The sequence below is a fragment of the Embleya sp. L77 genome (assembly GCF_055557415.1).
On the sequence record NZ_CM145709.1, the window covers coordinates 6194523 to 6213624 of the forward strand.

Annotated in this window: 14 protein-coding genes and 4 pseudogenes; 12 read left to right on the top strand and 6 right to left on the bottom strand. The window is 70.9% G+C overall.

From position 1 onward, the window contains the following. The first annotated feature begins 168 nt into the window (after window positions 1-168). The 3 genes and pseudogenes from ACZOOI_RS26260 to ACZOOI_RS26270 all read left to right on the top strand — a co-directional run. Window positions 169-735, top strand: coding sequence for an ABC-three component system protein (locus tag ACZOOI_RS26260; RefSeq protein WP_465278154.1), 567 nt, complete (start codon window positions 169-171; stop codon window positions 733-735). 1124 nt (window positions 736-1859) lie between these two features. After that, entirely contained in the window at window positions 1860-2096 is a 237-nt protein-coding gene (locus ACZOOI_RS26265) for a hypothetical protein (protein ID WP_465281291.1), read from the top strand. After that, window positions 2089-2544 (top strand): annotated as a pseudogene (locus ACZOOI_RS26270) (DUF6879 family protein); the annotation flags it as partial. The gene ACZOOI_RS26265 and the pseudogene ACZOOI_RS26270, both read left to right, overlap by 8 nt. A 261-nt stretch (window positions 2545-2805) precedes the next feature. On the opposite strand, the pseudogene ACZOOI_RS26275 reads toward ACZOOI_RS26270, so the two are convergent. After that, a pseudogene (locus tag ACZOOI_RS26275) lies at window positions 2806-3161 on the bottom strand (MerR family DNA-binding transcriptional regulator). A 905-nt stretch (window positions 3162-4066) separates the two neighbouring features. Between ACZOOI_RS26275 and ACZOOI_RS26280 the strand changes: the two are divergent. Further along, window positions 4067-4444, top strand: a pseudogene (locus tag ACZOOI_RS26280) (ATP-binding protein); the annotation flags it as partial. Window positions 4445-4583: 139 nt separating this feature from the next. Here ACZOOI_RS26280 and ACZOOI_RS26285 read toward each other — a convergent pair. The 3 genes from ACZOOI_RS26285 to ACZOOI_RS26295 are packed head-to-tail and all read right to left on the bottom strand — an operon-like array spanning window position 4584 to window position 6399. Continuing rightward, window positions 4584-5237, bottom strand: coding sequence for a helix-turn-helix domain-containing protein (locus ACZOOI_RS26285; protein ID WP_465281292.1), 654 nt, complete (start codon window positions 5235-5237; stop codon window positions 4584-4586). Beyond that, window positions 5147-5434 (bottom strand): hypothetical protein, encoded by a 288-nt coding sequence (locus ACZOOI_RS26290; RefSeq protein WP_465278155.1) that lies wholly within the window; start codon window positions 5432-5434, stop codon window positions 5147-5149. The genes ACZOOI_RS26285 and ACZOOI_RS26290 overlap by 91 nt, the downstream gene beginning before the upstream one ends. Further along, window positions 5431-6399, bottom strand: coding sequence for a hypothetical protein (locus tag ACZOOI_RS26295; protein ID WP_465278156.1), 969 nt, complete (start codon window positions 6397-6399; stop codon window positions 5431-5433). The genes ACZOOI_RS26290 and ACZOOI_RS26295 overlap by 4 nt, the downstream gene beginning before the upstream one ends. A 373-nt stretch (window positions 6400-6772) precedes the next feature. On the opposite strand from ACZOOI_RS26295, the gene ACZOOI_RS26300 reads away from it, so the two are divergent. Further along, window positions 6773-7327, top strand: coding sequence for an alpha/beta hydrolase (locus ACZOOI_RS26300; protein ID WP_465278157.1), 555 nt, complete (start codon window positions 6773-6775; stop codon window positions 7325-7327). 1009 nt (window positions 7328-8336) lie between these two features. Next, on the top strand, window positions 8337-8780 hold the full coding sequence (locus ACZOOI_RS26305) for a tyrosine-type recombinase/integrase (protein WP_465278158.1): 444 nt from the start codon (window positions 8337-8339) through the stop codon (window positions 8778-8780). 322 nt (window positions 8781-9102) lie between these two features. Here ACZOOI_RS26305 and ACZOOI_RS26310 read toward each other — a convergent pair. After that, window positions 9103-9783 (bottom strand): annotated as a pseudogene (locus tag ACZOOI_RS26310) (helix-turn-helix domain-containing protein); the annotation flags it as partial. Between the two features lie 64 nt (window positions 9784-9847). On the opposite strand from ACZOOI_RS26310, the gene ACZOOI_RS26315 reads away from it, so the two are divergent. Then, complete coding sequence (locus tag ACZOOI_RS26315) at window positions 9848-10060, top strand: hypothetical protein (RefSeq protein ID WP_465278159.1); 213 nt, start codon at window positions 9848-9850, stop codon at window positions 10058-10060. A 919-nt stretch (window positions 10061-10979) separates the two neighbouring features. Here the strand turns inward: ACZOOI_RS26315 and ACZOOI_RS26320 are convergent. Further along, entirely contained in the window at window positions 10980-11975 is a 996-nt protein-coding gene (locus ACZOOI_RS26320) for an alpha/beta hydrolase (RefSeq protein ID WP_465278160.1), read from the bottom strand. A 301-nt stretch (window positions 11976-12276) separates the two neighbouring features. Between ACZOOI_RS26320 and ACZOOI_RS26325 the strand changes: the two genes are divergently transcribed. Genes ACZOOI_RS26325 through ACZOOI_RS26345 form a run of 5 tightly spaced genes read left to right on the top strand, consistent with a single transcriptional unit; the run spans window position 12277 to window position 19088 of the window. Then, window positions 12277-13551, top strand: coding sequence for a flavin reductase (locus ACZOOI_RS26325; RefSeq protein WP_465278161.1), 1275 nt, complete (start codon window positions 12277-12279; stop codon window positions 13549-13551). Window positions 13552-13598: 47 nt separating this feature from the next. Continuing rightward, a complete protein-coding gene (locus ACZOOI_RS26330; RefSeq protein WP_465278162.1) occupies window positions 13599-14915 on the top strand; it encodes an acyl-CoA dehydrogenase family protein in 1317 nt (438 codons plus the stop codon). Next, window positions 14912-16456 carry an aldehyde dehydrogenase family protein gene (locus ACZOOI_RS26335; protein WP_465278163.1) on the top strand — a complete coding sequence of 515 codons (1545 nt, stop codon included), beginning with the start codon at window positions 14912-14914 and terminating at the stop codon, window positions 16454-16456. The genes ACZOOI_RS26330 and ACZOOI_RS26335 overlap by 4 nt, the downstream gene beginning before the upstream one ends. Beyond that, window positions 16453-17625, top strand: a complete 1173-nt coding sequence (locus tag ACZOOI_RS26340) for an FAD-dependent oxidoreductase (protein WP_465278164.1) — start codon at window positions 16453-16455, stop codon at window positions 17623-17625. The genes ACZOOI_RS26335 and ACZOOI_RS26340 overlap by 4 nt, the downstream gene beginning before the upstream one ends. Next, window positions 17622-19088: an aldehyde dehydrogenase family protein gene (locus ACZOOI_RS26345; protein ID WP_465278165.1), complete on the top strand. Its 1467-nt coding sequence runs from the start codon at window positions 17622-17624 to the stop codon at window positions 19086-19088. The genes ACZOOI_RS26340 and ACZOOI_RS26345 overlap by 4 nt, the downstream gene beginning before the upstream one ends. The last annotated feature ends 14 nt before the right edge of the window (window positions 19089-19102 follow it).

The following is a 19102-nucleotide window of genomic DNA, read 5'->3' on the forward strand; positions in this document are numbered from 1 at the left end:
GCGCAGGCCCAGGTCGGCCGGGTGAGGCCCAGATTGCCGACTCTTCCAGGTCGTCCCGCAGTACGAACGCGTCGAGAACCAGGCTGACAAGACCGCCCGTGCCATCAAGCAGCTCGCCCAGACGACGTCATCGAGACCGCGAATGTCGAGACCGACCATCTCGCATCCGTGCACCACGAACTCGGCTTCATTCTCAACGAGCAGGTCCGTCCGCCGCCGCTTCGAAGACGTCCAGACCTTCCACCACCCATGGTCCGCAACCGACACCGTTTCCTCGACGAGGAAATCGCCGAGCTCACCCAACGGCTCGACTCGCGCCGCACCGAGCGTGCACGTCTCGGTGAGGAACGAGCCGAGCTGCTGCGTATTCTCAGCGAAGGCGGCGCACTCGACGCCCTCACCGCCCTCCGGCAGGCACTCACTCGCGAACAGGCCACGCTCGAGGCCCTGCGGCACCGCCACGAAGCCGCCTCAACACCCCAGGCCGGCTTGCGCCGGATCACCACCAGACGACTCGAACTCGAACAGGCCGTAGCTACCGCCCTCAACAACCGCGCACAGCAGACCACCGAGGCGACTCTGCTGTTCTCCCGCCATGCCCAACGCCTGTACGGAGAAGGGCCGGAGACGTACCTGGCCATCGATGCCGGCCGCAACAGCCTGAAGATCCTTCCCCGGACCCACAGCGATGACAGCCGCGGTATCGGGACCATGGTCCCTCCACTCGCGTGGTGACTTCGCATCGGCCGCCGTCCCTCCCAGGAGAAGTGTCGGCTCAACCCCACTCGCGTGGGGACTTCCCTTTCTGACCTGCGGGTTCTTGAGGTCTTTGCCGACTCGTGATCCAAATTTGGCTAATGCGGCAAGAGCTGTGCCTGAATTCGCTCACGGGCTGAAAACTGTCCCCGAGGCAAGAGTCATCGCACCCTTGGCCCCTTATGGTGATGGTCGGTTGGGCGTCCCCCGTCGGTTCGCGCCGAGTTGCAGTCCGATGGGGTGTAGCCGACAACACCCCGGAAGGCGGCTGGCTCTGGACCCTCCGGGGTTGCGGTAACAAGCATACGAAACCCCGCGCCGGCTACCTCACGACTGGCAGGACCGCACCGACGACGGCATCTCGCACCTTGCTCCACGCTGGGGGCAAGGTGCGTACGGTCGTTGTGACCGGGTGTGGGTCGGCGACGCCGAACGACGGGGATGCTCGCTGCGAGCCGGACACCCATCGTCTGCACGTCGCCGTCGTCCAGGCTCTGCCTGTCGCCATCGCCTCCGGCTGTGTCGGCGCACTGTGGCGGCAAGATCCCGTCAGAGGTAGTGCGATCATCGTTCTGCGCGCGGCGCGTTTCGGCGCGGCTGGACGGCGGAGGCTCGAAGCACACCGCAGTTCCGGCCGCCAAGATCGGCGACACCATCGCCTCCCGGTATGCAGACGGTCCGAAGGACAGTGGCTTCCGTCCAGGTTGGCAGCGCCGCGCATCGCATCGTCGTGGCCATGCGGAACATAGGGGCCATCGCGGCGTCTCGCCGCGGTGATCTCGATGCACCGTTCGATCGAAGATGGCGGGCTTCATGGCTTCCGGTTCTACGGGTTGCCTGCCTGTGCCGCCCTGGAGACTGCTCCGGCACCCATGACGTTGCTCCGCCCCAGCGGCCGGAACTCCGCCACGCCGGGGGCTGCCCTGGCTGTGCGACCCGGACGGTGATGTTCCGGTTGGTGTATGCGCTTGGTGGGCGTCGAATTCGGCTTCCGCGGTGGAGCAGAGGCTCAGAGACCGCGAACGTGCCTACTGCTTTCGTTCAGGCGCGCGCGGTATCGTGGCCACAACGTTCCGTGACGATGGAAAGCCGATCCGTCCGCCCTGTTCGTCAAGCGCCTGGGGAAGTCGGCGGAAGAGCTGGGGAACTCCCAGGGCCGGGAGGAGTGTCCGGACATCTGGCAGCTCGGCAACGGCGACGTCGCCGTCATCGGCCGGGATCTCACCGATGCCTACGGTTCGCGTCTGCCGGAAGGTGTGGTGCTCGGAGTCGGGGAACGGCTCGTCGTGATTCCCGGCAACATGCTCAGCGCGGCGAAGCCGGATATTCCCGATGCTTGACGCTCGTGCTCCCGTGCTTCCCGCGGAGCGTGGCCTGCGGCTGGGGAAAGAGGAGTACCGCCGGGACTTTCGCGCCGGGGATGCGGCCATTCGCAACGGGGCCTCGTGGAAACTCGAACGGTTGCGGCACTTCGAGGAGACGGGCAGTGCCTCCCGTGACGCATTGCGACTCGGTGACTGGGAGACGGCGCTGCGACTGCTCGAGGACCGTCGTGGCCACCTGCGCGAGATCCAGGCGGACGAGGAGGCCCGCGGGTCGGTGTTCCACCGTCTGCGCGTCGTGGAAGAGCCGTTGACCCCGTACGTGCAGTGGGAGCTGCATTCGCTTCGGATCGGTGCCGAGTACGGGGAGCGGGTGCGGATCCTGTCCGCCGAGGCTGTCACCGCGGCCGAGACCGAGGCACTGCTTCCGGAACTGATCATCCAGGACGGCAAGGTGCTCTTTCACGTCCTGTACACCGACTCCGGGGAGCCCGACGGGGCGATCCGGTTCACCGATCCGGACCATTATCCAGACGTGGACGGCGTACGTACGGGACGCGTGGGCGGTCGCGGAGGACATCGCCTCCTATTGCGACCGCGTCGTCGCGCTGCTACCGCCGCCCCCGCGAGCCTGACCGGGGAAGGGATCCGAAGGGTGAAGTCGCGCGGAACGCTGTGGGTCCCGGGCGGCATGTGCGGCCGGCAGCCGCGAGGTTGCGCGGCGGTCTCAGGCTGCGGCCGTGGGGTGCGGGGATCGGGCGGTGCGGCGGTGTTCGGCGTTGACGCGCCGGGCCTGCTCGAGTCGGTTCTCGAGGGTGACGATGCGGCAGGCGGCTCGACGGAGGACTCGTGGTCGACGAGTTCCCGGGCGCGGGCGGCGATGCGCAGCTGGTGGCGGGAGTAGCGGCGATGGCCGCTCTCGGAGCGGAGCGGGGTGATCAGGCGGGCTTGTTCGATGGCGCGCAGGAAACTCGGCGTGGTGCCGAGGAGTTCGGCGGCGCGGCCCGTGGTGTAGGCGGGGTAGTGGTCGTCGTCGAGACGCCGGGGTTGTCTGCTGTCATCGCACCTCTCTGTGCAACGCATGGAGGGGCCCTGGTGCCGTTGGCACCAGGGCCCCGAAGGAACTGCTACACCATCTGCCGGCCCTGATACTGCGCCGGCCTGTCGTTTCCGCGGACCCGACCGAACTGCCGTCGGGGGTGCGGGGATCGCGGTTGCTCGACCGGAGACCACCTCACTATCGATGCCCTCTGCGGTACCCGGGCTCGGACTTCCGCCCGGGCGATCCCGATGGCGCTTCCACTCCTTCGCTTTTCCTCGGTGATGATCTACTGCGCACTGCCGGTATTGCTCTGTTGCGTACTGCTGGTGTTGCGTACTGCTCGGTGGCCTGTGACAGCGCCACCCTTCGGCAGCCAGCCCCGTTGCCGACCCTGCATCTGGCTTTGGCTTGGAACCCCACCGCCGAACCTCCCGGTGCGCGCGCCCGCAGCCGACGCCTTCACCGAGGTACTGCTCACCCACTCCACTGCCGGGTACTGCGAATTGCACTTGCCGGTACTGCCACTGCGTGAACTGCGGTACTGCTCATCGCGGCCCCTGATCACTGCGGGCCGCCCGGTGCGGCCGTCAGTCCCGTTGCCGTCCTGCGACAACCCTGGCTTCGGGACTCCACCAGCGCACCGTCCTACAAACCTGCGACTACGGGTACTGCGAATTGCAACTGCGTGTACTGCGGCCGGCAGTTCGTCTCTGCCAGGCCCTTCGGTCTCTCTGGGCTACGAGAGAAACCATAACCACATCACCACCCAATGTCTACTCCAGCCACCACAGATTTTCGCGTGCTCGACAGTGAGGTAATCGACCTCGGGTGGCGATGGAGGGCGGCGGAGCGGCCGTCACCGCCGGGGTTGGCGAGCCGTAGCCGGGGCACACACACCGGACAGCCGGGACCGGGCGTCGACGGTCCCGAAACCCGGGGGGATCCGATGGACACCATGAGCGTCACCGTCGAACCCGCCCGCTGCGCGACATCCGTCGCCGGCGCACGCGAAAGCACCCGCATCTTCCTCGAACGACTCGAACCGGTGATCGGGGCCGAGGCCGCCGACACGGCGATCCTGGTCGTCTCGGAACTGGTCACCAACGCCCTGCGCCACGGCGGCGGCACCGCCATCCTGGACCTGACCGCGCACCCGGACGGCATCGAGGTGGCCGTGCACGACCACAGCCCCCAGGCCCCGCGCATGCGGGCACCCGACCTGAACGGCGGCTTCGGTTGGCCCATGGTCAACCGCCTCGCCCGCACCACCGCGGTCACCCGAAACGCGGCCGGCGGCAAGACCGTCAGCGCCCTTCTCTCCCGATGCGCCAAGACGCCGGCCGGGGCAACCGGTGGCCTCCCCAGGTTGATCCCACCGACGACTGCCCTACCGAAGACGGATTCCGCTTCCGCTTCCTCGAACCCGTCCTTTCGGCCATCGCCGTCCTCGATCCGAGGACGCGTCAAACGCTGACATCTGTTCGTGGCCGGAACACCGACAAGTACCGAATCGGTAGGCGCCTGCCGATCCCCGAGGCCACCGCTGCGCTGATCCTCGAACAGCGACAACGCGCCCGCGCCCGGTTCCCCACACCGCGGCTGACCGTCTCAAGCCGCTGCCCTCGGTGATCGCCAACCCCGAGCCCACCAAGCCCGTCACCATAGGCTGGATCGGCGGGCGGCACCGCACCTGGGTCGATGTCATCCCCGACATCCACGTCCCCGTGATCGTCGAGGTCGACGGCGAACGCACCACCCGCATGCTGCCGTTCGACAAGGCCAGGATCTTCCCCTACGCCTGCCCGCGTCCCGGGGCTGCCTCCGGCTTCACGCCTGCTCAGGTGCTCGTGGGCGGCAGCTCTACGAGTGCGTCCCGTAGGGCTGCTCGTAGAGCTGATGCCAAGCTTCGGGAACAGGTTGTACAGGTGGGAGCTCACGGTGCGGGGGGAGAGGTAGAGCCGTTTGCCGATCTGCTTGTTCGTCAGACCCGCGGCGGCGAGCGCGGCGATCTCGCGTTCCTGCGGGGTCAGCGGGTCAGCGGGGCCCTCGGGCCGGGGGCCCGGTGGGTGGTGGGTATGCCGCTTGCGCGGAGTTCGGCGCGTGCGCGTGCCGCCCAGGCGGTGGCGCCGAGGCGTTCGAAGGTGTCGAGGGCGTTGGTCAGTTGGTGCCGGGATTCGGAGGCGGATCGTGCTCGGCGGAGGCGTTCGGCGTAGGCGAGGCGGATCCGTGCCTGCGCGAACGGCCAGCGGCTTGCTCCCGGAGTGGCGAGCGCGGTGTCGAACGGCTGGCGAAACGATGTGGCCGGGGCGGTCATGCCCGTCGCGCCGGCCGCGACCATGGCGAGTCGGGGCGAGAGGTCGGCGACGCCCGATCGGTGGATGTCGGCGACGTGCGCGCTCGCCTCTGCTTTGCGTCCGGCTCGGACGGCCGCCTCGACGAGGCGAGCAGGACCCACAGCGCCGGGGGTTTGTGGGCGGGCACCGTGCCCGGTGAGCAGACCTTGAGCGCGTGACGGTAGGCGGTCTCGAACTCCCCGTTGCTCAGTGCGTCGACAGCCTTCGCATGCGCGGCGAGCTGAAGCACGAAGGTGACGCCGTTCGGCGCGGCCCAGGTCACCAGGTCCTCGGCGAGGTGCCGGACCGTCTCGCGATCGCCGCGGGCGGCGGCGACCATCGCCCGGGCGTACTGCAGGAAGCCGCCGAGCAGCCGGTAGTGACGCCGAGTCGTGAGGGCGAGTCCCTCTTCGGTCAGCTGTTGGACGCCGTCCCAGTCGCCGCTCAGCACGCCGTCGAAACCCAGGAGCGCGAACGCCTTGATCGCCGCTGCGACCGCGCCGTCGCCGCGGCCGTGCTCGACCACCCGCCACAGCGCGCTGCGGCATCCGGCGATCCGGTCCACGTACAGGGCCGCGATGCCCAGTTGCACCGCGTGGGCGTGGTCGGCCTGCCCGCCGATGCCGGCTATCGCCTCGTCGAGCAGCGGGAGCAAGGGCCCTGCCTGTCGGGTGGGTTCGAGGTAGGTGTTGCCGAGCAGGTGCAGGATCTGCGGGGGTTCAAGGCCGAGCCGATCGAGGGCCGCCCAGTAGTCGTCCATCAGTTCGGCGCGAGATCCGAAGGAGTAGTTCGCCTGCAGGACGTAGACGGTCTCGCTGAGCGGCGCGTCCCAGGCCGCGATCGGCCGGCGGGTGTCGCGCAGCGCGCCGAGCAGCAGTCGGTGGATCGTGTCGACGTCGCCGCCGCTGTTCACCATGTAGGAGGCGGCGGCGACGGCGGACGCCACCGTGTGGCCCTGCCCGCCGCGTTCGGCGAGAAGTGCCCGTGGGTCGGTGAGGTCCCCGGTGACGTCGGCGCCGAGGTAGTCGCGAACATGGCGCGGCGGTGATGGTCGTCGGGCTCCGGGCTCCGGGCTCCGGGCTCAGCTCGGCGGCGCGTAGGAGTAGGCCGATGGCGCCGGCCGGGTCGCCGCGCCCTTTGATTTTCAGTGCGGCTTCCTCCAGTAGCTGCGCGATCTGTTCGTCCGGCGCCGACGCCGCCTGCGCGAGATGCCATGCGCGCCGTTCGGAGTCGGCCGGGTGCCGTCCCGCCGGCTGCCGGTGTGCTTCGCGCCGTTGTTCTTCGGTCGACAATTCGACGACGGCGGAACGAGTGAGGGGATGCCGGAACATGATGCTGCGGGTGACCGGGTGGATGCGGATCAGGCGGGCGCGTTCGGCCGGTTCGAGGTAGCCGGCCGAGATCGCGGGGAACAGTTCGCCGGTCCCGTCGAGCGCCGAGAGGAGCAGGTGGGCGCGGGTGTCGGCGGGGAGTGCGTCGATCCGCCGGGCGAAGGTCAGCTGCAAGCGTCGGCCGACGGGCGTGCGGCCGAGCGGGGGTTCGGCGGCGGTCGGGCCGAGAGGCGCCGGGAGCCCGAGGTCTTCGCCGCCGACGTCTCGATGAAGGAGACCCAGCTGATGGCCGCCGAGCAGCGGCCATTCGTGGTCTCCGCCTTCGGCGAGCAGTCCGGCCCCGCGGCCTGGCGCACTATCCCGTCGTACGGCGTGGTCGCCGGACACGACAAGGCGATCCCCGCGGCCGTCGAGCGGTGGGAGTATCAGCGTGCCGGCGCGAAGCGCGTCGTCGAGGTGCCGAGCGCGTCCCACGTCGTCATGATCAACAACCCGGATGTTGTCGAGCGCCTGATCGAGCAAGCCGCACGCGAGAACCGCTGACACACCGATAACAACACTCGAGGGCGGCAGTCCTGGCATGTGGGCCCGGTACGAACCCTACTACGCAGGCCACTTGACCCGCATCGCCCACCAGGCGCCCACCAGGCGCTGACCGGGCCCGAGAGCGTACGCCCGTGACACCGGACCGCGACCGACCTGCACCCTCCGCTATCCGCTATCCGCTATCCGCTGTCCGCTACCGACGACCCGGGCCCGCGGCGCCGGTCGCTGTTTCTCCGGGATCGGCCCGACGCCCCGAACAATGCCCCGTGTGGGACTTGCTCCTGGGCGGATGCGCCAACTACGCCACGGATCGCCGGACATGGGAGCGGCGCCTCGAACTCGGCGAAGAAGCGGGCGGGGCGAGCAGGCCAAGCATTGGTTGTAGCTCGCTCTGTCGGCTGACGATCGGCGTCACTAACGACACGACGGATCCGCTGCCTCAATGTTCTCGCGTTGTTACTGGTCGGCTCTGGCCTGTCGGTAGCAGCCCAGAGCGACGCTTGCCGAGGTGAAAGCCATCAGCGCACTCAGCCCCCAGCTCCCATTTGACGCCAGGAGCACCGCAATTGCCAACGCGACGGCTGATATCGGCCCCCAGATCAGCCACAACTTGCGGGAGCGATTTTCCGGTTCCACTGTCATCCACGGCACCTTTCCGACCACAAGTACGGTGGAACGACGAACCTGATTCCGTTCGACCATGGCCATTTGGCCCCGGACACCTGAATCGCAACGCAGTTCCCGCGACTCGAAGCGTAAGCCGCCGTGGCCCAGATGTAGAACAGGTAGATCTCCAGGATGGTCAGAACTCGCCCGAGGATGCGAGCAACCCACTTCCACTTGCCGCCCGCGTACCACAGGGCGTTGAAGATCGTTCCGCTCGCCCACGCCAGCCATGAGGTCTCGTTGGGATTCAGATGCACGGTGAACCACCACACCGGCGAGAAGAAGTTGAACGACGAGCCTCCCTTCGAGCCGCCAGACCACCACGTCGCCCGGGAGTCTCGTGGACAAGGGCACCATGGGCAAACGAAGACGCTGGGAGCCGATCATCCCGCAGGTCCGTCCGCTCGTGCTCTACAGGATCGCGCTTGCCGGGCCCAATCCCGATCCGATGACGCGGTTGTTCACCGGGCCGCGCGGAGGGCGGATCACGACGGCGATCCTGCGGGACGCCACCCACTGGGATGAGGTTGTCGCCGCGCAGGGCTACGAGTTCCTGCTCAGGCACGGGCTGCGGCACACCGGACTGATGTGGATGGCCGATGCCGGGGTCCCCGTGCATGTTCTCCGGAAGATCGCCGGGCACGGATCGCTGTCGACGCAGCGGTATTTGCATCCCGAACTGCGATTGGTGACCCGTGCTTCGGAGGCGCTTCAGGTGCATTTGGACCCAGGCTGGTACCCAAATGGTCCCCAAGAGGTTTTCGGGGCCTCTTCCAACCGGTAAGTGCTCTAAACCTGCAAGAGGCGCTGACCTGGGCTTTTGCCCCTGTCAACGCCGCTTGCGTTCGCACTGCACGAGGGCCGCGTTCGCCGGGCCCGACCCCGACCCGATATCCCAACTGTTCACCAGGCCGCGGGGGTGGGCGGATCACCTCGGTGATCCTGCGTGATGCGGCGCACCGGGACGACGTTGTCGCCGCCAACCCTCCCTCGTTCAGCCGCGCGCACGTAACCCACATCCCCGCCACCGCGGCCTGTTCAGCAAGCAACTCCCGGCGTATCGCGTTGTCTGCTCCGCACACCGAACACCACAACTTCACATGGCGCGGCGTGATCGTCGGCCGTCCCTTCTCGATCGCCGATATCGGCGAAGCCCTCCGCCACCCGACCCTCTCGGCAAACGCCCGGCCGGAGAGTCCACTTCCCTCCCGCAGCACACGCAGCCGACCACCCAGCCAGTTCGCGTGCCGCCCGGGCTGACGACGACGGGGATCCGGCCACGACCAGGCCCGCGCACGTGCCCAAGGACAGCACTCCTGGAACACCTGTGGACCGCTCTGACCGCCACCCGCGACCCGGGCCTCGCCAAGACGGTGCCCGTGCCCGCGTCGAGCAGCCGCTTCGGCGTCGAGGGCGAGTTCCACTCGCTTTGGCGCGGGGTGGACCCCGCATGGCTGGACGACATCGGCACCGGGCGGACCCGTGCCAAGGACCGCCAAGCCCTCCTCGACACGATCGACCACCTCTCGGTGGTCCTGGACGAACGCCGCCCGGACGATTACGAGGGCCGGCGGGTCCTGGTCCACGGGAACCTGGACTGCGACCGCCCGGTCATGGGCCTCGATGGCACCTGGACCAGCAGCCCCCGACCGCACTTCGCCGCTCCCGAGGCGGACACTGCTCTGCTGATCAGCCGGCTGACCCAGCTTCTCATCGGGCAGCGCCGCGCCCCCCGACACCGTCGTCGCGGTCACCGGCGCCGTCCGCTCCTGGCTGACCGCGGACACCGGGCCCCTTCCTCCTGGTCACCACCGGCCGGCGGCGCTGCGCGAGGCCCTGCGGCTGTGGGCCATGGATACCTTGACGGTCCTGGCCACCTGCCTGGCGCTGCCTCCGCGGGCGCCGGCGCCCATTGACACCCAACGCCACATGACCCGCCGCCCGACACGCGTCCTGAGTATCGTCGCCACCCTCACCCGCGGCCTCGAACTTTGCCCCACACGGCCCGAGTACGCCCTGAGCACGGCCCTGGCCCGGGTCCACGCCGCCCGCGGAATCCCCTGATACCACCGACCCGACACCCGTACAGCAGCACCACGCGGCTGACGGCCGCCTCGAAAGGCGCGGTAGAACGAGACCGCGCCGCCGCTCCAGAACCGCCTTGGCGTCCCACGCACGAAACGGACGACCGCCTTGCCCGCCCAGCTCGCCGGGACCCCCGCCGTGTGTGTCCTGGTCACCGCCACGCACCACTCCACCATCACCCACCCGGACGCGGTGCTCATCGGAGCACTCGTGGACGGCAATCCTTGCCCAACGACAAATACCCCCCCGCATCGCGTGCGTTCGCGACGTGGACAGGATGTGGAATCCGCGCGGCGTCGCCTACGCGACACCGACTCTGGTTGCCCTCCGTGTACCCGCGGTGGTGCCGTGAGCACGCCGCACGCGCCCGTATCGGCCGCGCTGCTCCTGTAGGCGGCCCCGCGCGAATCGCGCGTGGGACGCGGCATGAACACGTGGGACGCCGGTGGTAGACATCCGCGAATCAGCCGCCAGGATCAGCCGGCTGGAACGCGCCGAAGTCCGGCCCCGGGCAAGAGAAGCGCAAGTCCCGACACCGCTCTGCCCGCTACCAGGAGGCGCGCGGGCGTCACGGCGACCGTCACCCCCGGCCGACCGATCGAACCCGCACGGCGCCGACGCGAGCGGACGCCTCGCCGGCGGCGTCGGAGTTCGGTGACAGCCGACGGTCCGGCGTGCCGGGGGGACGGCGGGGAGTTGCACGTCGACCGGTGAGAACACCGCTCGGGGCGGCTCTTCGTCGAGATGGTGGGCACCGGTCGCGATCGATCAGGCGTCTGCGTGCCGTGGCGTAGTGGCCGGTGGTCGGGTGCCGGATGCGGTCGCTCGGCGGGTGTGCCGGCCACGTTGGTCGGCCGGCGCCATGTGGTCGGCGCCGGCCGTTGGGGCGGGCGTGTGGTCAGGTGCCGGAGAGGGTCTGGATCGATCCGGCGCTGCGCAGGCTCTCGTAGTGAGTGCCGCCCGGGTAGTGGGAGGCGGTGTGGGTGCCGTCGGCGAAGTCGATGGCCCAGCGGGTGGCGAACGTCTGCAGCGCGGTGACGTTGGGGGCCTGGGGGGTGCCGTTGAGGAGGGTGCACAGGCGGTCGGTGGTGGCGCCTTCGGCGTCGCAGTGCGATCCGGTCGTCAGGCGTACGCCGAGGAAGGGTCGGTGTACGTCGGTGGTCAGTTCCACGGTGCCCGACGCGTTGCCGTTGGCGGTGTAGGGCGGGGAGGAGATCGCCAGCATGGGAAGCGCGGTGGGGGCCAGGCCGTTGAGCGCGTTGGCCATGTTCAGGCCGGTGAGGGAGTTGACGGGGTCGAGCAGGACCAGACCGGTGAGGCGGGCGAACGCGGCCGGGTAGGTGGTGCGCAGCCGGTTCGCGGCGTATGCGACGGCCTCGCCGCCGGCGGAGTGGCCGGCGAAGACGAGTCTTTGTGGCAGGGCGAGGTCGGGGCGTCCGGCGCGGTTCTTCGCGTCGGTGAAGCTGCGTCCGAGTTTGTCGTTGGGGTCGGACGACTTGCCGAACAGGTCGGTGACGTTGTTGAGGAAGGCGGTGTTGTTGCCGAGGTTTGAGACGGTGCAGCCGAAGAGGTCGGCGGAGGGGAGGGTGGGGGCGAACACGACGAAGCCGGCCTGCGCGTACCGGTTCGCCAGGTCGGTCAGTTGGTCGTTGGCGCGGCTGAAGCCGTGCTGGAGCCAGACCAGGCCCCGGGGGGTGCCGGCGGGGAGGTACCAGTCGCTGTCGCGGTGATAGGTGAAGGCGGCGCAGCGTACCTCGACGCTGTTGCCGACCTTGGTGGCGGCGGGGGTGTCGGCGGACGCCCGGGGGGCGATGGCCACGGCGGTTGCCACGGTGACGGCGGTGAGGGCGAGGGCGCCCAGGGGGCGGGTGCGGAACCGTGCGTTGACGCTCACGGGTGCTCCGATGGTGGTGAGGCGGGCCGCGGTGGGCGGCGGGGCGTGTGCGGAACGCGGGAAACGACGCCGGTACTCATGTTCCATCTGGGCGAACGACGTTTCCTCTACGCATATTGATGGGCGGCGCGAGTCGGTTCGTCAAGGGTGCGGCCTGATTCGATTCCTACGCGAGCTCGACGGGGGCTGCTCGTTGACAAGTTCGCGTGCGCCTCGTTACGTTCAAAGGAAACAATGTTTCCATCAGTGAAACGTAGTGGCCGTCGCGGGCGGGGTGCGCGACACGACTTCGGGGGACGATGTGCAGCACGTCGAAGTACCCGATCTGAAAGGGGTGTTCGCCCGGTGGCCCACCGGGGTCGCCCTGGTGACCACACTCGCCGGCGGGGTGCGCCACGGGATGACGGCCGGGTCGGTGACCGGCGTGAGTCTGGACCCGCCGCTGGCGTCGGTGTGCCTGGACACCCGGCTGCGCACCCACCGGTTGATCAGCGACAGCGGGCGGTTCGCGATCAGCTTCCTCGGCCGTGACCAGGTCCACCTCGGGCGCCGGTTCGCCGGCATGGAGCCCGAGGTGGCGGACCGCTTCGCGGGCTCGGGCTGGTCGAGCGCCGCGACCGGGGCGCCGGTCCTGGGCGACTGTGTGGCCTGGCTCGACTGCACGGTCGAGCACGCCTACCCCGGCGGCGATCACACGATCTTCGTCGGCCGCGTCCAGGCGTGCGGGATGCCGCGAAGCGTCCCGCCGCTGCTCTACCACTCCAGGGACTGGGGGCAGTTGGCAGAGCAACTGCCCCCTCGGATCGAACTGGCCGACGTGGGTGTGGCCCGGGCACTCGCGGGCCGCGCGGTCGCCGAAGCCGACGTCGCGCGCGTGACCGACGCGCTGGCCGGCGCCGGCGTCCGGGTCCGCCTGGGTCGCGACCCGTTCGCCCGATCCGCGGCCGGACCGGGAGAGAGTCCCGGCGGTACCCGGACGAGCTCCGTGCACGTCACCACGGCCGCGCAGGCGGCTCACGCCGCCGGACGCGGCGCCGCCCTCGTGGAGGTGCCCGTGCGCGGTCCGGGAGCGTCCCGGGATCCGCACCGCGACCTGCCGCGCATCGTCGAGGCCGCGCGAACACGCGGCCTGGACGTCGCCCTGCGCGTGGACGACGCCTTCGCCCCCGCGGCCCGAACGTCGGTGTGTTCCGCTCTCGCGCTGGCCGCCCGGCTGGGCTGCCGGGAGGTGTGCCTGGACGAGGGCGAGCACCCCGCGTCGCCGCGAGCCGTGCGCGACCTCACGCTGGACGTCTGCCCGCGAGCCGGATCGACGGGCGTGCGCGTGGGGCTGCGCGAACAGCACGGTCTGGGGTTGGCGAACGCCCTGACCGCGATGAAGAGCGGCATCCACCTGTTCGACACCACACTCGGCGGCATCGACGGCCGGCTTCCCCCGGAGGACCTGCTCTACCTGGCCGACCGCCTCGGCATCCCCGGCCCCGCGGACCGCACCGCCGTCCTGGAGGCCGCCGCCGACCTGGAACGCCTGTGGGGAGCGGAACTGCCCTCCCGTACCTATCGAACGGCCTGCTGACCGCGCCGCACCCTCCCATACCGCCCATCGAAGGAGACCGATCCACGATGCCCCAAGCGAAGGCGGCTCCCACCCGCGCCGCACGGCCCGCCCGCGCGAGCCTGACCGCGGAACGCCTGCTCGACCGGCTGTCCGCGGACGAACGCGAACGCGCCACGCGCGTCGAGAACGTCCTGCCCGCCCTGCGCGACGCGGCCGCCCGCGCCGACGCCGACGGCAGCTTCCCCCCGGGCCACGTCGACCTGGTGCGTGAGGCGGGACTGCTCGGCCTGGTGGTGCCGCGCGCCTACGGCGGCCTGGGCGGGACCCTGCGCGATCTGGCCGCGGCGACCTTCGCGATGGGCACCGCCTGCCCCTCCACCGCCCTCGCGTTCTTCTTCCACAACACCAGCGCCTCCCGCGGCCTGCTCCCGCTCGAAGCCGTCGCCGCAAACCTGTTCACCGACGACGAGGCACCCCTCGTCGCGGCGTTCGCCGAGAAGATCCTCACGCGCATGGCCGGCGGCACCTGGCTGGCCAACTTCGCGAGCGAATCCGCCAAGAGCGCCGGCGCCAACATCGCCATCGCCACCACCGCCCGCCCCGTCGACGGCGGCTGGCACCTGGACGGCGAGAAATCCTTCGGCTGCGCGACCGGCGTGGCCGACACCTACTTGGTCACCGCGCGCATCGCCGGCGACGACACCGCAGACGGTCTCGCCCTGTTCCTGGTACCCCGCGACACCCCGGGCGTCACCGCCCGACCCGCGTGGAACGGCCTGGGCATGCGCGGCTGCGCCAACCACGGCATCGTCCTGCGTGAGGCGTTCGTCCCCGCCGACGAAGCCCTCACCGTCCCCGGTGCGTTCAGCCGCATGCTCCGCGTCAGCCGCGGGAGCTTCGTCGGCAACCAACTCGCCATCTCGGCCGTATATGTGGGCGCCGCCCAAAGCGTCTACGACGAGGCGCTGCGCCGCACCACGACCAAGACCTTCGCCGACACCGGCCGCCCGGTCGCCTCCAGCCCCATGCACCAGGTGATCATCGGCGACATGACGCAGCACCTGGAGACCGCCTACCTGTGGGTGCGCCGCCAACTCGACCTGGAAACGTCCGAACCCCCGCTGCGCACGAAGGCCGAGGAACACCGCCAGTGGCGGCTCGGCAAGGGAACCGTCTGCGAGTCCGCGTTCGCGGTCGCGCTCGGCGCGCTCAAGGCGTGCGGGACCTCCGGCGCCACCCTGGACGGCGTCGTCGGCCGCACCTTCCGCGATCTGGCCATGGGCCTGGTGATGACCTTCCCCGCCGAACGCGGACGCCTGGAGGCGGCACAGATGGTGACCACCGCTCTGGAGAACGACCTGTTCGCGGTGGTCGCCCCGTGACCCGCCCCGGCCCCGGCACACCCGACGCCGCCTGGGGTCCCGCCCCCACCCGTGACCTGGTCGCCGGGGCCTGGCGCGCCTGCGTCGGCGACCTCGACCTCGTGTTGGAGGACCCGGCCACCGGACACCCGCTGCGTCCGGCCCGCGGCAGCAGCCCCGAGCGCATCGAGGACGCGCTCGCCGCGGCCGCCGCACTCGCCTCGACCGGGGAGTGGGCGCCCGACGAGGCGCGAGCGGACGTCCTGGACGCAGTCGCCGACGCGTTGGAGTCGGCGTCGGCCGAGATCACAGCACTGGAGTCGTTCGCCACCGGCGTGCCGATCACCCAGGCCGCGCCGCTGGGCATGATCGTCACGGGATCCTTCCGTCTGGCCGCAGCCCGCCTGCGCGCGGGCGTGCTCCACGGCGAACGCACCAGGCCCGACGGGCGCGCCGTCGAAATCCACCGCAGACCCCGGGGGCCGGCCCTGTGCCTGGTGCCGTGGAACGCGCCCGCGCCGATGGCCGCGCACAAGAGCGCCGGCGCGCTCGCCGCGGGCTGCCCCGTGGTGTTGAAACCGAGCGAGTTCGCGCCGTACGGCACGCAGTTGCTCGCCGAGGTGCTGGCCGGTGTGCTCGCCGACCGCGGCGCTCCGCCCGCGACGTTCCAACTGCTGCACGGCGACGCGCGCACCGGCGCCGCGCTGTCGCGGGACGTGCGCGTTGCCGCGGTGTCCTTCACCGGGGGATCGGTCGGCGGCCGCAGCGTCGCCGCGGCGTGCGCGGCCCGCCTGGTCCCCGCCCAACTCGAACTGGGCGGCTGCAACCCGCTCTTGATCATGCCGGACGCCGACGTCGAATCCGCCGCCCGCGCGACCGTCGACCTGTTGACGACGCTCAACGGCCAGTGGTGCCGGGCCCTGGGCCGCCTGATCGTGCCCGCCCACCTGCACGACGCCCTCATGCGCGCCGTCGGCGACGAACTCGCGGCCCTGCGGGTCGGCGCCCCGCTCGACGCGGACACCGACTTCGGGCCGCTCGTGCACAGCACGCACCGCGACCGCGTCCGCGGCGCCGTGACGCGGCTGACCGACCTCGGCGGGACCGCGCACACCTGGACCAAGGTGCCCACACACGGCAACCACCTGGCGCCGACGCTGATCACCGGCGTGCCGTCCGAGGCCGCGCTGGAGGAGATCTTCGGACCGGTCGCCACCGTCCACACCTACGCGTGCACGGGACCGGCCGACCGCGCGTCGACGGCGCAAGGCATCGCGCTGGCCGACGCGGGACCCCACGGACTCGAGGGCTACGTGTGGGGCACCGACGAGGAATGGGCGCTGTCCGCGGCGCGGGCGATCCGCACCGGAGAGACCAAGGTCAACGGCTCCAGCGTGCTGAGCCTGCACCCGGACACCCCGCGTCCGGCCTGGGGTCTGTCGGGGCTGGGCGACGAAGGCACCGACGAGACCCTGCTGTTCTTCACCGGCGCCCAGGTCGTCGGCGTCGAGCAAGCCCATGCCCTGCACCGGCGCGGCCCGACCACCGGAGGCCGGGCGTGAAGCCGATCGTGGTGGCCGGGGCCGGCCCCGTGGGACTCACCGCCGCACTCGCGCTGGCGCGACGCGGTATACCCGTCACGGTCCTGGAGGCCGGACCGACGCTGTCCGCCCAATCGCGCGCATCCACGTTCCACCCGCCGACCCTGGAGATGCTGTCCGACCTGGGCATCGCCGACGAGCTGCACGAACGCGGCCTGGTGGCACCGGTGTTCCAATACCGCGACCGCACCGAGGGAGTGGTCGCCGACCTCGACTTGAGCCTGCTCGCCGACGACACGCCATACCCTTACCGGCTGCAATGCGAGCAGAGCAAACTCACCCCGCTGCTGCTCGACGCGCTGGGCCGACTCCCCGGCACCGACGTGCGCTTCGAACAGCGCGTCACCGAGGCCCACCCCGTGCCCGGCGGCATGGAGATCCACCTGGCCGACGGCACACGCGAGCACGCCGACTGGCTGATCGCCGCCGACGGCGCGCACTCCGCCGTCCGGCGCTCGCTGCGCCTGCCGTTCGAGGGCAGCACCTATCCGGAGCGGTTCCTGGTGGTCTCGGTCGACGAGGACCTCACCCGCGCGCTGCCCGACCTGGCCTTCGTCAGCTACGTCATGGACCCGGTGGAATGGCTCGTCCTGCTGCGCACCCCGGACCACTGGCGGGTGCTCGTCCCGCTCCCCGGGACCGCGCACGAGGACCGGACGCAGCCGGATCCGGCATGGATCCGGGAACGCCTGCGCGGCGTGGCGGACCCGGGCCGCGATTGGCACGTCGTGGAGACCAGCGTGTATCGGGTCCACCAACGCCTCGTGCCCCGCTTCCGCGCGGGCCGCACCCTTTTCGCGGGCGACGCCGCCCACGTCAACAATCCCCTGGGAGGTCTGGGCATGAACAGCGGAATCCACGACGCCGTCGCCCTGACATCGGCCCTGACCCGGCTGCTGGAGGGCGCACCGGAGACCGTGGTGGACGAGGCGGCCGACAATCGCCACACCATCGCGGCCCGGTTCGTGGGGGAGAGCGCGCACCGCAACCGGGAACGGCTGCGCACCACCGATCCGCTGCGCCGCGCCGCGCACCGCGCCGAATTGCGCGCCTTGGCCGCCGACCCGAAACGCGCTCGCGCCCACCTCCTGCGCACGTCCATGATCGCGTCGTTGCGGGACTCGGCGTGAAACCCGTTCCGGGCGAGGAGATCGTGCGGGAGAACCCGGCGCGATACCGGGAGATCGTCTCCCGGGTCACCACCGCCGACGCCGCGGCGGTGGACGCAGCGGCCCACCGGGCGTACGACGCCTGGCGCCGCTGGCGGCACGTCCCCGTCGCGGACCGCTGCGCGGCGCTGCGGCGTGCGGCGGACGCCGTCGAGGTCGAGCACGGCGCGCTCGCCGTGCTGCTCAGCCGGGAGAGCGGCAAGGTCCTAGCCGACGCGAACGGCGAACTGGCCTTCGCGGCGGCGGTGTTGCGGTGGTACGCCGACCGCGCGCCGGCCGTCCTCGCGGACACGCTCCGCGACGACGCCGCGGGGCGCCTGCTCGTGCGCCGCGCCCCCTACGGGGTGGTGGCGGCGGTCACCCCGTGGAACGCGCCCGTCGTGCTCGCCGCCCTCAAGGTCGCCCCGGCGCTGGTCGCGGGCAACGCCGTGCTGGTGAAACCCTCGCCGCTGGCACCGTCGGTCGTGGACCGGTGGGTCGGACTCGTCGCGCGCCACCTGCCCTCGGACACGGTGGCCGTGCTGCACGGCGGCGCAGCCACCACCGCGCGTCTGGTCTCGCACGCCTTGGTCGCCAAGGTCGCGTTCACCGGTGGCGGCGAGGCCGGGCGCGCGGTCGGTCGGGCGGCCGCCGGCGCGCTCACGCCGACCCTGATGGAACTGGGCGGCAACGACCCCGTGGTCCTGCTCGACGACGCCGTGCTCGCCCCTGCGGACTTCGACCGGCTGGTCATGGCGAGCTTCGCCACGTCCGGCCAAGTCTGTATGGCCGCCAAGCGCCTGTACGTGCCCCGGTCCCGGCTCGCGGAGTTCACCGAGGAGTACGTCGACGCCGCGCGGCGCACGCTGGTGCTCGGCGATCCGCTGACGCCCGGTGTGACGCTGGGTCCGGTGGCCACCGCGGCCGCCCGCGATCGGGTCCGGGCCCTGGTCCGCGATGCGCGTGGACGCGGTGCCCAGGCCCTCCCGCTGGGCCGGGCGCATCCGGACGCGGATCCGGACGCGGGCTACTTCGTCGCCCCCACCCTGCTGACGGGGGTCGAGGACGGGGCACCGGTGGTGGCCGAGGAGCAGTTCGGTCCCACCGTTCCGGTGCTGGCCTACGACACGCAGGACGAGGTCCTCGCGCGGGCCAACGCGGGCGACCTGGGGTTGGCGGCGTCGGTGTGGAGCGCGGACGAGGACCGGGCGTTCGCGTTCGCTCGCCGTCTCGAGGCGGGGTTCGTCTTCGTCAACACGCACAATCGCACCGGTCTCGCGCTGTCGGTGCCGTTCGGCGGGGTCAAACGCAGCGGCCACGGCCGCGAGTACGGCGACGAGGGCCTGGCCGAGTACACCCAGGCGTGCGTCGTGCACGCCGCCGCGGCGTTCCGCCCCGGGGGCGCCGGCGCGCCGGCGAACGCGTACCCGCCGACACAGGCGTGACCCGGCCACCCGAG

Excerpts from the sequence above, each read along its gene's own strand:
- ACZOOI_RS26290 (WP_465278155.1), bottom strand. The coding sequence starts at position 5,434 with ATGACCGCCCCGGCCACATCGTTTCGCCAGCCGTTCGACACCGCGCTC.
- ACZOOI_RS26330 (WP_465278162.1), top strand. The coding sequence starts at position 13,599 with ATGCCCCAAGCGAAGGCGGCTCCCACCCGCGCCGCACGGCCCGCCCGC.
- ACZOOI_RS26300 (WP_465278157.1), top strand. The coding sequence starts at position 6,773 with ATGCCGGAACATGATGCTGCGGGTGACCGGGTGGATGCGGATCAGGCG.
- ACZOOI_RS26315 (WP_465278159.1), top strand. The coding sequence starts at position 9,848 with ATGGATACCTTGACGGTCCTGGCCACCTGCCTGGCGCTGCCTCCGCGG.